Consider the following 13366-nt stretch of genomic DNA (forward strand, 5'->3'; position numbering starts at 1 on the left):
TTATTTGCAAGCTTAGTTATTTAATTTTTATACTCCATTCAAAATCCATTTCAGAAACTTGCTCCCCTTTTTGGTTAGTCCCTATCGATTTCATCCAAAATGTTTGTCCCTCTCTAGTAGCAATTGTTTTTTGAATAGCTTCATTAATTAAATGACCATCATTACAGGTAAAAGTAATTTGCCCAGTGGCTTTTTTTGTAAAGTTACTTTTGTTATTTGCAACAAGCATTGAAATGTTTTTTCCGCTCTCATTGATATATTTCATAACCAAAGCTCCCGTCGAAAGCTCTGCCGCCATTGCTTGAACAGCAAAGTATAAAGAATTGAATGGGTTTTGATTTATCCATCGGTGTTTTACAGTAACTATGCATTTGGATTCATTTATCTCTTTTACTCTCACCCCACAAAAAAAGGCAGAGGGTAACTTATATAGCAAGAAAAGGTTGATTTTTTTTACTTCTGAATTCATTATTCTACTATTTTTTATAAAAGTAATACAATTTTATGATAGAAGTATATATAGCATTCATTTATACTTAAAACACCTAAAAAGCCTTGTTTAATATACATTTTTACTGTAAATTATTATTATTTTAATTCTTAGAAAAGTTAATATTTTGTTAACATGCACTACTATGTGATACAAGATACTGTTTTTTAAATATATATTTGCATAAGAAATTACTATATACATTTATAAATGGAAGCAACAAACAATAAAAACACAGCAACACTTCTTCACTTGAGTGCATTAAGTCAATATATTTTTCCGTTTGGAAATTTTATTTTCCCAATACTCATATGGTCTGCAACAAAGGAAAATTCAGAATATCTTAATGAACAAGGAAAAAAAGTAATCAATTTTCAGTTGAGTTTATTTGTTTATTCTATAGTATTAGCATTGATTGCTATTCCTATTTTGCTTATTACATTTTTAAAAAACATCTCAATAAATGATTTTTCAAATCACAATAATTTTCCATTTAAAAATATAAATATTGAAGATATGAATGGAATTGCAGTATTTGGAATCCTAGCAGTTGTATTATTTTTTGCCCTTAAAGTAGTCGAATTTTTCTTAATCATATTAGCATCAGTAAAAGCATCAAACGGAATAGGATATAATTATCCAATTACTATTTCTTTTTTAAAATAATCAATCAAAATTTATAAAATAATCATCACCCGAGCGTCAGCGAACTGGCGAAGCAATCAAAAATCGAATCGTTAAATCAATCATCAATCAAAAAATCGAAATCATGTTAAAAATCATCACAACGCTAACTCTAATCCTAATTGGATTGGTAGCAAAAAGTCAAGAACTAGAAAACAAAAAAGTATCTGATTTTTCTAGAGTAGAGGTTCAAAATGGAATTGAACTCATTTACACCGAAAGTGACCAACTTTCGTTGCAAATAGAATTGCCTGACAATACTGTCACCAGTAATGTAGTAACTGAAGTAAAAGGAAAAACTTTGAGAATATATTTGCCAAAAGGTAATGATTGTTATACGAGTAAAGGTTTAGTAAAAGTATATTTGTCTAGTAATGATGTAGCCTTTTTTAAAGCTAGCTTACATTCTAAAATTACTGTAACGAACCAAATTAGTGCATTAAATACTACGGTAGTTTTAAATACTAAATCAGTTTTTAATGGAAACATAAAAAATGAAGGCAAAACCAAAATAGTTGGAGAAAGAGGAACCGTATTTAATGGTAAAATAGAAACTCAAATTCTTAAAGGAAATTTTAAAGACAATGCGAAAGCAAACATTACAGGAATGGCTATAAAAGCGAACATACTAACTAACGATACCGCTTTGTGTAACGCAAAAAACTTTGTTGCCCGTTTGCTAACTATAACTGCTGAGGGAAACGCTATTGTTTTAATACACTCTGACTCAAAAATTGCTGTAAACGTTGCCGATAATGCAAAAGTTACTTATACAGGTTTTCCTGAAATTATTCAATTAAATGAAGAAGCAGAATCACTTTATAAGTTAAAAAACAATCAAGCTTTATCCTTAAATTATTAAAATTGAACGATAATGAAAACGAAAAACGAATTAAAATCCCAAAATAATAAAAGAAATTATGAACATTGAAAACACAAAAGCCCAGATGCGTAAAGGTGTTCTCGAGTTTTGCATCCTTTCTGTATTAAAAGAAAAAGAAGCATATACCTCAGAAATATTAGACACCTTAAAAAACGCTAAACTGCTTGTAGTAGAGGGAACTGTTTATCCGCTATTAACAAGACTTAAAAACGACGGATTACTCAACTATCGTTGGGAAGAATCTACATCAGGACCGCCTAGAAAATATTACGGGCTAACCGAAATAGGGCAAACCTTTTTAAATGAATTAGATAGTACTTGGACAGAATTGTCTGATGCTGTAAACATTATAACAAACCAAAAATAAAAGTCATGAACAAAACTGTAAACATAAATTTAGGAGGAATGTTCTTTCACATTGACGAAGATGCATACCAAAAACTAACACGTTATTTTGAGGCAATAAAACGTTCTTTATCAAGTGCTAATGGACAAGACGAAATCATTAAAGATATAGAATTGCGAATTGCTGAATTAATAACTGAAAAACATTCGAACGATAAACATGTAATCAATTTAAAAGTATTAGATGAAATTATCGCTGTTATGGGACAACCCGAAGATTATAGAATTGATCTTGACGAAGATGAGCCACAAAAAACTGATTTCACATCAACAAATAAAGTTTCTAAAAAACTATATCGTGATAAAGATAAAGGCTCAATTGCTGGTGTTTGTACTGGTTTAGGACATTATTTTGGAATAGAAGCTGTTTGGATTAAAATTGCATTTTTACTATTAGCTTCTACTAGTTTTGGATTTATAGCTTACATTATTCTTTGGATTGTAATGCCGGTAGCTGTAACCACATCCGAAAAACTAGAAATGACAGGCGAACCTATAACCATTTCTAACATAGAAAAAAAAGTTAGAGAAGAATATGAAACCGTTTCAGAAAAATTAAAAAATGCCAATTATGACAAAATGGGAAACCAAGTTAAAACTGGTTTTGCAAAATTTGTATCAGAAGTTGGTGATGTCTCATTAAGTATTTTTAAAATTTTCGCTAAAATTTTAGGTGTAATCATTATCATGTCAAGTTTAGCAATATTAATAATACTTTTCATTGGCGTATTTACAATTGGCTCAACAGCATTTATTGAATTTCCTTGGCAAGATTTTGTAAATGCAGGTAATTTTTCAGACTATCCAATCTGGGCTTTTGGTTTATTAATGTTTTTAGCAGTTGGAATTCCGTTTTTCTTTTTATTACTATTAGGATTCAAGTTGTTGTCTCCAAGTGTAAAATCTATTGGGAACATAGCGAAGTATACTTTAATTGCGCTTTGGTCAATTGCTATTGGGCTTTTAATTAGTCTAGGTATCAAACAAGCGTCTGAATTTGCAGAAGAGGGAAGAATTGTACAAAAACAATCTATTGCGATAAATCCTACTGACACTTTGTTCATAAAATTCAAACACAATAATTACTTTGCTAAAGATGTTTATGAATACAACAACTTTAAAATTACAGAAGATTCTACTGATAATAAAGTGATTTATTCTAATCAAGTTCGTTTAAAAGTTTTAAAAACAGATGAAAAATTACCTTACCTTCAAATTGAAAAGCAAGCAAGAGGAAAATCATTATCTGGAGCCAGAAAGACTGCTGATAAAATTAAATATGGATTTAAAATAGTAGGGAACCAATTAATTTTAGATAACTATTTGATAACCGATTTTAAAAACAAATATAGAGATCAAGAAGTACAACTCATTCTATACTTACCAGAAGGAACATTTTTTAAACCAGATAATAGTGTGAAAGAGTATGATGAATCAGATGATTCGTTTTTTAACTTACATTTTAGTTCTGATGAATTTATATATAAAATGGGCAGTTCGCAAGTAAAATGCTTGAATTGTCCAGAAGAAGAAAATGAATGGAATGATGTTGAAAACATTGAAAACACTTCATCTAATAAAGACAGTATCACAACTACAACAGTAAATGTAAACGGAGAAAAAGTAATAATAAAACAAATTATTGGTAAAAAAGGATTAACTACAGATGTAAATGGTGTAATAATTAAAAAACAATAATCATGGTAAAAACGATATTATTTTTGACAAAACTTATAGTTACAGCTTTCATTGTATTATTATTTTCCTCCTGTAAATATGATATAAATTTAGGAAATAGAGAAACTGGAAACGGAAACATTACTAATCAAACAAGATTCGTAAATAACGATTTTCAGAAAATCGAGGTTAGCTCTGGTATCGAAGTTGTAATTGAACAAACTGATACTAAATCTATTTCAGTAGAAGCTGACGAGAATTTACAGAAAATTATAAGTACAACCGTTGAAAATGGTGTTCTAATTATAAAAACTAAAAAAGGATATAATGCTACTCAAACTCCAAAAGTAATTGTAAAAACACCTTCAATTTCAGGAATAAATGCATCAAGTGGATCAAAAATTAGTAGTGCGAATACTTTAATTACAAATGATATAAAAGTTGAAGCTGATAGCGGTAGTGAAATAAAGATAAATGTCGAAGCTGATGCAATTTCTTTAACAACTGAAAGCGGAAGTACTATTATTGCTAGCGGAAAAGCTTTAAAACTAGAAACTGACTCGTCTAGCGGTAGCCAAATTAATGCTGAACAATTAATGGCAAACGACGTCCTTTCAGAATCTAGTAGCGGTAGCACAACAACGGTATCCCCTATTTTATTATTCACAGCAAGTGCATCAAGCGGAAGTAGCATTAATTATCATGGTACTCCAAAAAAAGTACAAAGTAAAACTAGTTCAGGAGGAAGTATTGGCAAAGAATAACACAATATCTTTAATTTTTAAAATCATCTTCAAAAGGGATGATTTTTTTTTATATTTGATGAAAATATACAAACATGAAAAAAACGGCACTACTCTTAACTTTATTGCTATTAAGTTATTCCGTATACAGTCAAGACAAAGAAAAAGTAAAAGGTTCAAAAATTGTAACCGTAACACAGAAAGAAATAAAAGAATTCGAAAATCTTGAAGTTGAGGATAATATTGAAATATTTTTAATAAAAGGAGATAAATGCGCCATAGAAATTGAAGCCGATGATAATCTTCATGATCTTATACAAACAAGCTTTAACGGTAATTCTTTACAAATTTCAAGTAGTAAAGAAGTCACTAGCGCTAAAAAATTTAGCGTTAGAGTAACCTATACCACTGGTTTTAAAATGCTTATAGCAAAAGACAATACAAATATAACAGCATTAGCCGAAATTAATTTAAATGATTTTACTTTTAAAAGCTTCGATGACTCTAAAATTTTTGCCTATGTAAAAACTAAGAATTTTACTTTGATGGCCAATGATAAATCAAAAATTGAACTCAATTTAAATTCGGAACAAACCACTATCGAACTTAGTAAAAATGCAAAACTTAAAGCCCTAATTGCATCCAATCAAATGATTTTTGATATGTACCAAAAAACAACTGCAACTGTTGAAGGCGATGTTAATAATTTAAAACTACGATTAGACAACAATGCTGAATTTACCGGTAAAAATTTATCTTCTAAAAATGCTGAAATTACCACCGAAGGATATACCAATTGCAGTATAATTGTAAGCACAAAAGCCATTATTGATGCTTCTGGAAAATCAGAAATTAACTTGTATGGTACACAAAAAATTGAAATGAAAAATTTTATTGACAATGCTACTTTGAACAAAAAAACGTTAATAAAATAAAATTCTAATTTTTTTATATATACAAAAAGAGTTCCGAAATTTCGGAACCCTTTTTGTATAAAATAGATTTGTGTTAAATCGCTGCTAAATATCTTTCAGCATCTAAGGCAGCCATACAACCAGTACCAGCAGCAGTTATTGCCTGACGATACACATGATCAGCAGCATCTCCAGCTACAAAAACACCAGCTACATTTGTTTTAGATGTTCCAGGAATATTAATAATATAGCCTGTTTCGTCAAGTGTAAGATAATTAGCAAAAATATCTGTATTTGGTTTATGACCAATGGCTACAAAAAAACCAGTAGCTGGAATTTCAAAAACTTCATTACTTGTTTTATTTAAAGCTTTTACGGCTGTTACCACTTGCCCATCACCTAAAACTTCTACAGTATCATGATTCATTAAAATGGTAATGTTCTCCGTTTTACGAACACGCTCTTCCATGATTTTTGAAGCTCTGAATTTTTCGCTACGAACTAACATCGTTACTTTTTTGCATAATTTTGAAAGATAATGCGCTTCCTCACAAGCCGAATCTCCAGCTCCGACAATAACTACCTCTTGATTTCTATAGAAAAAACCATCGCAAACTGCACAGGCAGAAACTCCACCTCCCATTTTTAAATAATGTTGTTCTGAATCAAGTCCTAAATATTTTGCGGTTGCACCAGTAGAAATAATTACAGTTTCGCAATGCAACTCTTTAGTATCATTTATCCATACTTTATGTACAGCTCCTGAAAAATCAACCTTTGTAGCCCAACCATCACGAACATCAGTTCCAAAACGCTCTGCTTGTTTTTGCAATTGCACCATCATTTCAGGACCAGTAACTCCATCAACATAACCAGGGAAATTCTCTACTTCGTTAGTAGTTGTTAACTGACCGCCTGGCTGTGTTCCTTGGTACAAAACAGGATTCATATTGGCCCTAGCGGCGTAAATAGCGGCTGTATAACCAGCAGGTCCAGAACCTATAATTAGACATTTTATTTTTTCTATTGTATCTGACATAATTGTATTTTAAAATCAATTTTGAGATTGCAAATGTAAACTATATTCTAAAAATTTTGTACTCAAATAAATCCTAATTTACTATTTTAAAATAAATTTTATTTATTTATGTAAATCTTTTGAAGAGAAAAATTAAACATTATATTTGCATTCGATTTCGGGGTGTAGCGTAGCTCGGTTATCGCGCCTGCTTTGGGAGCAGGAGGCCGCAGGTTCGAATCCTGCCACCCCGACAAAAGCGAAACAGAAATGTTTCGCTTTTTTTATGTCAGTTTCAAAAAAACATTTACAAAAAACAAAATTCACTCTCAATTAAATTCCTATTTTTGTATTTAACTAATACAACACAACTAATATATGCTAATTATTGGAATTGCTGGCGGAACTGGTAGCGGGAAAACTACTGTGGTTCACCAAATCATGAATGAATTACCAGAAACCGAAGTAGGTATTATTTCACAAGATTCATATTACAAAGAAACTCACAATCTGAACTTTGACGAACGTGCCTTAATCAATTTCGATCATCCAAGAGCCATAGATTTTGAATTACTTGTGGCTCATCTCAAAGAATTAAAAGAAGGAAATATTGTAAATCAACCGGTGTATTCATTTTTAAAACACAATAGAACCGACGATACTATACTTACGCATCCTAGAAAAGTAATGATTGTAGAGGGAATTTTAATTTTAGCAAATCCTGAATTAAGAGATTTATTTGATGTGAAAATTTTTGTTCATGCTGATTCTGACGAAAGATTAATTCGACGATTAAAACGTGACATTGCCGAGCGCGGTCGTGATATGGAAGAAGTTTTAAATCGATACCAAACCACTTTAAAACCGATGCACCAACAATTTATTGAACCTACAAAAGCATTTGCGGATATTATAATTCCAAACGACAAATACAACACAGTTGCCATAGATGTTGTTCGTGCAGTAATTAATCAAAGGATATTGTAATTTTTCGTATATTTATAGTAATTTAAACTGAAATGGCAAACCCATACAAAGACACTTCATGGTTCAAATTTTTAAGCAACAAATACGTTTGGGTATTGTTGTTTTTTTGTACTTGGATGTTGTTCCTGGACAATTATTCTTATTTTGATCATCGAATTTTAGATACCGAAATTAATGATTTAGAAAATAATAAAAAATACTATCAAGAAGAAATAAAGAAAGACCTAGAGAATATAAAATTGCTCAAGAATCCAGATCAGATAGAAAAATATGCGCGTGAAAAATACTACATGAAAAAAGATAGTGAAGATATTTACATTATTGAATTTGATGGCGATACTATCAGAGAAGAAGGAGGAATATAACAAAACGGTTAAATACTATTTAGGAAACAAAAGCTATAAATAAACATATTATGCCAAAAAATTTATTTAAAGATTTTAACTTCGTTTCCTCTAAACAATGGAAACAACAAATACAGTTTGAACTTAAAGGAGCTGATTATAATGAAACCTTAATTTGGAATTCTCCAGAGAGTATACAAGTAAAACCGTTTTATCATAACGATGAATGTAATGATACAATACCTTTAAATACTAAAGCTTCTGAATTTAAAATTTGTCAAAACATCTTTGTTTATAATGTTGAAAAATCAATTCAAAAAGCTAAAGAGAGCGTTGAGCGTGGTGCCGAGAGTATTCGATTTACAATTGAAGATGAAAAAACTGATATAATAAAACTCTTAGAAAATCTTACTTTAAACACAACTCCAATCTACTTTGATTTAAAATTTTTATCAATCGATTTCGTAAAAAAAATTGAAATTATTGCTAAAGAAAAAAGTGCCAATGTATTCCTAAATCTTGATCCTATAGGACAATTAGCTAAAGATGGCAATTGGTATTCATCTCCAGAAAAAAACAATTTCGAAACTTTAAATACACTTACAAAAACACTAACTAATTGCTCCGTTTTAAGCATAAATAGTAGTTTGTATCAAAATGCAGGTGCAAATATGGTACAACAAATTGCCTACAGTTTAGGACATGTAAATGAATACTTTAATAAAATCTCAAACATTAACCAACCTATCGTTTTTCAGGTTTCAGTTGGAACTAATTACTTTTTCGAAATCGCTAAACTTAGAGCATTACGGTTACTTTTTAACTTAATTGCAAAAGAATACGACCATCATTTAGATTGTCATCTACTGGTTACACCAACCAAAAGAAATAAAACCATTTATGATTATAATGTGAATTTATTGCGAACAACAACTGAATGCATGTCGGCAATTCTTGGTGGAGCCAACGCAATTGCCAACTTGCCTTATGATGCTTTGTACCATAAAGACAATGAATTTGGTGATAGAATGGCAAGAAATCAATTATTAATTCTAAAAAACGAAAGTTATTTCGACAAAGTCAATAATCCAGCTGACGGAAGTTATTACATTGAAAGTTTAACCCAACAATTAGCAGAAAAATCATTTACATTATTTAAAGATATTGAAGCCAATGGAGGTTTTCTAAAACAACTAAACGAAGGAATTATTAAAAGGAAAATACAAGAAAGTGCTGACAAGGAACAAGAATTATTCGACTCAGGTAAAGAGATTTTATTAGGAACCAATAAATATCCAAACAAGGATGACAAAATGAAACACGATTTAGAACTGTTTCCTTTTGTAAAAAACAAGCCTAGAAAAACTTTGATAACACCAATAATCGAAAAAAGATTAGCTGAGAAAATTGAACAAGAAAGATTGAACTTAGAATAGATTTCAATTTAAATTCTTACATTTACCTATCTAAAATACAAAATTATGGAAGCGATAAGACAAACCGTTAAAGTGGAAAATCATAAAATAAACATTACATTACCAGATAGTTTTAATGCTGAAGAAGTAGATGTGATTATATTACCCGCTTCAACAAAATATGAAATCCCTCAATGGCAAATAGATGAAGTTAGGGAACGTACTATTGAGTATTTTAAAAATCCAAAAATTGCTTTAGATTTTGATGAAGTTATGAAGGAAATTGAAAATGGACTATAAACTCACAATTCTTCCTTTGGCTAAAATTGATCTACAAGAAATCGCTTCTTGGTATGAAATTATCAATAAAAATCTTGGAAGACGTTTCTTAAAATCTGTAAAAGACGAAATAGAAATTTTAAGAATTAAGCCTCTATTATATCAAATAAGATATGACGGAACAAGAGTTGCTTTAATACAAACATTTCCTTATTTGATACATTTTGAAATTGATAAAAAGAGAATAGTAATTAAAGCCATAATTCATACTTCAAGAAACACAAAAATTTGGAAGAATAGAAAAAATTATTAAAACCGAATTTCTTTATCATTCTACTTCAAATTCAAATGAGAAAAAATCTTCAACATATAAATCTAAAATCAGAAGTCAAAAGTGAGAAGTTAGACGTTTCAGTAAACGACAATTTTCTAACCGCTGAAAGCATTGAGCTAAAACCAACCTATTCAAAAAAAGATATCGAAAATCTCGAACATCTTGGTTTTGGAGCTGGTTTTGCTCCAAACTTGCGGGGCCCTTATGCTACTATGTACGTGCGTCGTCCTTGGACTATTAGGCAATATGCTGGATTTTCAACCGCTGAAGAGAGCAATGCATTCTATCGAAGAAACCTCGCTGCAGGACAAAAAGGGCTATCCATCGCATTTGATTTACCTACACATCGCGGATATGATTCTGACCACGAACGCGTTGTGGGTGATGTAGGAAAAGCAGGAGTTGCTATCGATACCGTTGAAGATATGAAAGTGTTGTTCAATAAAATACCGTTAGAAGAAATGTCGGTTTCCATGACAATGAACGGAGCGGTTTTACCAATTATGGCATTTTATATTGTGGCTGCAGAAGAACAAGGTGTTCAGCCAGAACAACTATCAGGAACAATCCAAAATGATATCCTCAAGGAATTTATGGTTCGGAATACCTATATCTACCCGCCTACTCCTTCTATGAAAATCATTGCCGATATTTTTGAATATACGAGTAAAAAAATGCCGAAATTCAATTCAATTTCAATTTCAGGTTATCACATGCAAGAAGCTGGGGCAACAGCCGATATAGAAATTGCCTATACACTTGCAGATGGTTTAGAATATATAAAAACCGGACTGTCTACAGGAATGAAAATTGATGAGTTTGCCCCTCGCCTATCTTTTTTTTGGGGAATCGGAATGAACCATTTTATGGAAATTGCAAAAATGAGAGCTGCAAGAATGATTTGGTCTAAAATAGTAAAACAATTTCATCCAAAGGACGAAAAATCATTAGTACTCAGAACACATTGCCAAACATCTGGCTGGAGTTTGACCGAGCAAGATCCTTTTAATAACGTAGCAAGAACAACAATAGAAGCTATGGCAGCTGCTTTTGGAGGCACTCAATCCTTGCATACAAACGCACTCGACGAAGCAATCGCTTTACCTACAGATTTTTCGGCACGAATCGCCAGAAATACCCAAATATTCCTTCAAGAAGAAACCAAAATTACTAAAACCGTCGATCCTTGGGCTGGTAGTTATTATCTAGAAAGCCTTACCGCTGAAATTGCAGAAAAAGCTTGGGCACTAATTGAAGAGGTAGAAGAACTTGGCGGAATGATAAAAGCTATTGAAGCAGGAATTCCGAAATTACGAATTGAAGAAGCTGCTGCACGAAAACAAGCACGAATTGACAGTAACCAAGATATTATTGTAGGTGTCAACAAATACCGATTAGAAAAAGAAGACCCGTTGCATTTTCTTGATGTTGATAATCAAATGGTTCGAAAACAACAAATTGAACAATTAGAGCATATAAAAGCAACTAGAAATAAAGAAAAAGCACAAAACTCACTTGAAAAATTAACCCTTTGTGCACAAAATCAAGATGGAAATTTACTAGATTTTGCTATTGATGCAGCAAGAAACAGAGCCACTCTAGGTGAAATTAGCAATGCGCTTGAAACCGTTTTTGGCAGATATAAAGCACAAATTAAAACCTTTAGTGGCGTGTATAGTAAAGAAATTAAAGACGATAAAAGTTTTGAAAAAGCAAAACTTTTAGCTGATGAATTTGCAAAAAAAGAGGGGCGTCGACCACGAATAATGATTGCTAAAATGGGGCAAGACGGTCACGATCGTGGCGCTAAAGTTGTCGCTACAGGCTATGCCGATGTAGGTTTTGATGTAGATATTGGTCCATTATTTCAAACACCTTTCGAAGCTGCTAAACAAGCTGTAGAAAATGACGTTCACATTCTTGGCGTTTCTTCACTAGCTGCCGGACACAAAACACTTGTTCCTCAAGTTATTGAAGAACTAAAAAAATTCGGGCGTCAAGATATTATGGTTATTGTTGGAGGAGTAATACCTCATCAAGATTATCAATTTTTATTTGATGCTGGTGCTGCAGCTGTTTTTGGACCCGGGACTAAAATAAGTGAAGCTGCTATTAAGATATTAGAGGTTTTGATTGGTGAGTGATAATTCATAAATGAAAATGCCTTCAACTTTTTCATTTATCATTTTGTAAATTTTTAATTTCTGCTTGAAGTTTGTTGTTTTTATTTTATTAATTTAGTACACTTTTATGTTAATTCCTTTATTATTTACAACAATGGCAAATACTAAATTTAAAAATATCTAAACGCAATTCCAAATGAGAGTAGTTGGCTACATCAAAGAAAAAAATGAAAATACATTCGCTAATCCTGTTTACTCGAACAGAAGTGGCGAATACTTTTCGCACATTCTTGATGCGTCCTATGACATCATTAGTTTTATAAAAACAGAAATTAAAAAAGATACTTTTAAAAAAATTTATCTCTCCAAAAAATTCGAAATCAATTCTAAAGGAGGTTTGGTATTTATAGGAAAAGAGGATTATTTGAAATACGATAGTGCCGAAAATGCGATTGAAGAAATCATCAATTATATAAATGATGTGCTTCCTGTAAATGAATCTAAACTGTTATTAACCGAAGCCAATGCTTTAAAAAAAAGCATTTTATATGATAAATTCATGGTCAATAATTTCGAAATGAATATCAATCCTCAAAAAGAACAATTCATTTTAACTTTCGATTTTCCTTCGCCAACAAAAGATAGTAATTCTGAAGTTCTATCAAAAAAAGGGACAAATTCCCTTTCAAAACAAAAACTTGAACAAACTAACAATCAAGCGTATAACAGTATTTTAGAATACCTGACTCGAGTAGATTTGAATGTCGAATTAACTCTAAAATTAAGAGCGAACGAAAGACGAAGTAAATTAAAAACACTCAATTATCAGTTCAAATTAAGTAAAAATAGTTCTAAAAAATCCAATATTTAAAGGGTTATTCTTGTAAACTTGTTATTATAAATCCCTTTATCAGCAACACCTATTTAATATAGAATCATTTTATTGATAATTGGAGGAATTGAATTCCAAATTAGTAAAGATAAATCTAAAAAACTTTAAAGCGATTGGTATTGAAAAGGAGACCTAAATGCCAACATGCAAATGAAACAGATTATCAATGCAAACAACA

15 protein-coding genes and 1 tRNA gene are annotated in these 13366 nt (G+C 31.1%); 14 read left to right on the forward strand and 2 right to left on the reverse strand.

All coding sequences use genetic code 11. The annotated features are described in order from the left end of the window. Positions 1-16 precede the first annotated feature (16 nt). Entirely contained in the window at positions 17-469 is a 453-nt protein-coding gene (locus ACFQ0S_RS00945; protein ID WP_379755383.1) for a DUF4442 domain-containing protein, read from the reverse strand. 231 nt (positions 470-700) lie between these two features. Here ACFQ0S_RS00945 and ACFQ0S_RS00950 point away from each other — a divergent pair, with 231 nt between their 5' ends. The 6 genes from ACFQ0S_RS00950 to ACFQ0S_RS00975 all read left to right on the forward strand — a co-directional run bounded on the left by ACFQ0S_RS00950 (position 701) and on the right by ACFQ0S_RS00975 (position 5817). Beyond that, positions 701-1156 (forward strand): DUF4870 domain-containing protein, encoded by a 456-nt coding sequence (locus tag ACFQ0S_RS00950; protein WP_379755380.1) that lies wholly within the window; start codon positions 701-703, stop codon positions 1154-1156. A 103-nt stretch (positions 1157-1259) separates the two neighbouring features. Continuing rightward, a complete protein-coding gene (locus ACFQ0S_RS00955; RefSeq protein ID WP_379755377.1) occupies positions 1260-2036 on the forward strand; it encodes a GIN domain-containing protein in 777 nt (258 codons plus the stop codon). Positions 2037-2094: 58 nt separating this feature from the next. Next, the gene (locus tag ACFQ0S_RS00960) at positions 2095-2424 is read left to right on the forward strand and encodes a PadR family transcriptional regulator (RefSeq protein WP_379755374.1); all 330 of its coding nucleotides are present in this window, start codon (positions 2095-2097) and stop codon (positions 2422-2424) included. Between the two features lie 5 nt (positions 2425-2429). Next, entirely contained in the window at positions 2430-4160 is a 1731-nt protein-coding gene (locus tag ACFQ0S_RS00965; protein WP_379755371.1) for a PspC domain-containing protein, read from the forward strand. Between the two features lie 2 nt (positions 4161-4162). Next, positions 4163-4903: a head GIN domain-containing protein gene (locus tag ACFQ0S_RS00970; protein ID WP_379755368.1), complete on the forward strand. Its 741-nt coding sequence runs from the start codon at positions 4163-4165 to the stop codon at positions 4901-4903. 74 nt (positions 4904-4977) lie between these two features. Beyond that, positions 4978-5817: a GIN domain-containing protein gene (locus ACFQ0S_RS00975; protein ID WP_379755365.1), complete on the forward strand. Its 840-nt coding sequence runs from the start codon at positions 4978-4980 to the stop codon at positions 5815-5817. A gap of 73 nt (positions 5818-5890) precedes the next feature. On the opposite strand, the gene trxB is transcribed toward ACFQ0S_RS00975, so the two are convergent. Continuing rightward, entirely contained in the window at positions 5891-6835 is a 945-nt protein-coding gene (gene trxB, locus ACFQ0S_RS00980; RefSeq protein ID WP_379755362.1) for a thioredoxin-disulfide reductase, read from the reverse strand. 158 nt (positions 6836-6993) lie between these two features. Between trxB and ACFQ0S_RS00985 the strand changes: the two genes are divergently transcribed. The 8 genes from ACFQ0S_RS00985 (at position 6994) to ACFQ0S_RS01020 (ending at position 13167) form a co-directional block, all read left to right on the forward strand. Next, positions 6994-7068: transfer RNA gene (locus ACFQ0S_RS00985), tRNA-Pro, on the forward strand. A 124-nt stretch (positions 7069-7192) separates the two neighbouring features. Further along, positions 7193-7801, forward strand: coding sequence for a uridine kinase (gene udk, locus ACFQ0S_RS00990; protein WP_379755359.1), 609 nt, complete (start codon positions 7193-7195; stop codon positions 7799-7801). Positions 7802-7833: 32 nt separating this feature from the next. Further along, positions 7834-8166: an FtsB family cell division protein gene (locus ACFQ0S_RS00995; RefSeq protein WP_379755356.1), complete on the forward strand. Its 333-nt coding sequence runs from the start codon at positions 7834-7836 to the stop codon at positions 8164-8166. A 50-nt stretch (positions 8167-8216) separates the two neighbouring features. Next, positions 8217-9581 carry a methylmalonyl-CoA mutase subunit beta gene (locus tag ACFQ0S_RS01000; RefSeq protein ID WP_379755353.1) on the forward strand — a complete coding sequence of 455 codons (1365 nt, stop codon included), beginning with the start codon at positions 8217-8219 and terminating at the stop codon, positions 9579-9581. 45 nt (positions 9582-9626) lie between these two features. Continuing rightward, positions 9627-9860, forward strand: a complete 234-nt coding sequence (locus ACFQ0S_RS01005) for a hypothetical protein (RefSeq protein ID WP_379755350.1) — start codon at positions 9627-9629, stop codon at positions 9858-9860. After that, positions 9850-10152, forward strand: coding sequence for a type II toxin-antitoxin system RelE/ParE family toxin (locus ACFQ0S_RS01010; protein ID WP_379755347.1), 303 nt, complete (start codon positions 9850-9852; stop codon positions 10150-10152). Before ACFQ0S_RS01005 ends, ACFQ0S_RS01010 begins: the two co-directional genes overlap by 11 nt. A gap of 35 nt (positions 10153-10187) precedes the next feature. Next, positions 10188-12317, forward strand: a complete 2130-nt coding sequence (gene scpA, locus ACFQ0S_RS01015) for a methylmalonyl-CoA mutase (protein WP_379755344.1) — start codon at positions 10188-10190, stop codon at positions 12315-12317. Positions 12318-12492: 175 nt separating this feature from the next. Further along, positions 12493-13167, forward strand: a complete 675-nt coding sequence (locus ACFQ0S_RS01020; protein ID WP_379755341.1) for a hypothetical protein — start codon at positions 12493-12495, stop codon at positions 13165-13167. Positions 13168-13366: the final 199 nt, after the last annotated feature.

It is taken from the genome of Flavobacterium myungsuense, from assembly GCF_042677265.1.
GTDB classification, from domain to species: domain Bacteria; phylum Bacteroidota; class Bacteroidia; order Flavobacteriales; family Flavobacteriaceae; genus Flavobacterium; species Flavobacterium myungsuense.

Coding starts and splice junctions, on each gene's coding strand:
- ACFQ0S_RS00945 (WP_379755383.1), bottom strand. CDS start 469: ATGAATTCAGAAGTAAAAAAAATCAACCTTTTCTTGCTATATAAGTTA.
- ACFQ0S_RS00950 (WP_379755380.1), top strand. CDS start 701: ATGGAAGCAACAAACAATAAAAACACAGCAACACTTCTTCACTTGAGT.
- ACFQ0S_RS00955 (WP_379755377.1), top strand. CDS start 1,260: ATGTTAAAAATCATCACAACGCTAACTCTAATCCTAATTGGATTGGTA.
- ACFQ0S_RS00960 (WP_379755374.1), top strand. CDS start 2,095: ATGAACATTGAAAACACAAAAGCCCAGATGCGTAAAGGTGTTCTCGAG.
- ACFQ0S_RS00965 (WP_379755371.1), top strand. CDS start 2,430: ATGAACAAAACTGTAAACATAAATTTAGGAGGAATGTTCTTTCACATT.
- ACFQ0S_RS00970 (WP_379755368.1), top strand. CDS start 4,163: ATGGTAAAAACGATATTATTTTTGACAAAACTTATAGTTACAGCTTTC.
- ACFQ0S_RS00975 (WP_379755365.1), top strand. CDS start 4,978: ATGAAAAAAACGGCACTACTCTTAACTTTATTGCTATTAAGTTATTCC.
- trxB (WP_379755362.1), bottom strand. CDS start 6,835: ATGTCAGATACAATAGAAAAAATAAAATGTCTAATTATAGGTTCTGGA.
- udk (WP_379755359.1), top strand. CDS start 7,193: ATGCTAATTATTGGAATTGCTGGCGGAACTGGTAGCGGGAAAACTACT.
- ACFQ0S_RS00995 (WP_379755356.1), top strand. CDS start 7,834: ATGGCAAACCCATACAAAGACACTTCATGGTTCAAATTTTTAAGCAAC.
- ACFQ0S_RS01000 (WP_379755353.1), top strand. CDS start 8,217: ATGCCAAAAAATTTATTTAAAGATTTTAACTTCGTTTCCTCTAAACAA.
- ACFQ0S_RS01005 (WP_379755350.1), top strand. CDS start 9,627: ATGGAAGCGATAAGACAAACCGTTAAAGTGGAAAATCATAAAATAAAC.
- ACFQ0S_RS01010 (WP_379755347.1), top strand. CDS start 9,850: ATGGACTATAAACTCACAATTCTTCCTTTGGCTAAAATTGATCTACAA.
- scpA (WP_379755344.1), top strand. CDS start 10,188: ATGAGAAAAAATCTTCAACATATAAATCTAAAATCAGAAGTCAAAAGT.
- ACFQ0S_RS01020 (WP_379755341.1), top strand. CDS start 12,493: ATGAGAGTAGTTGGCTACATCAAAGAAAAAAATGAAAATACATTCGCT.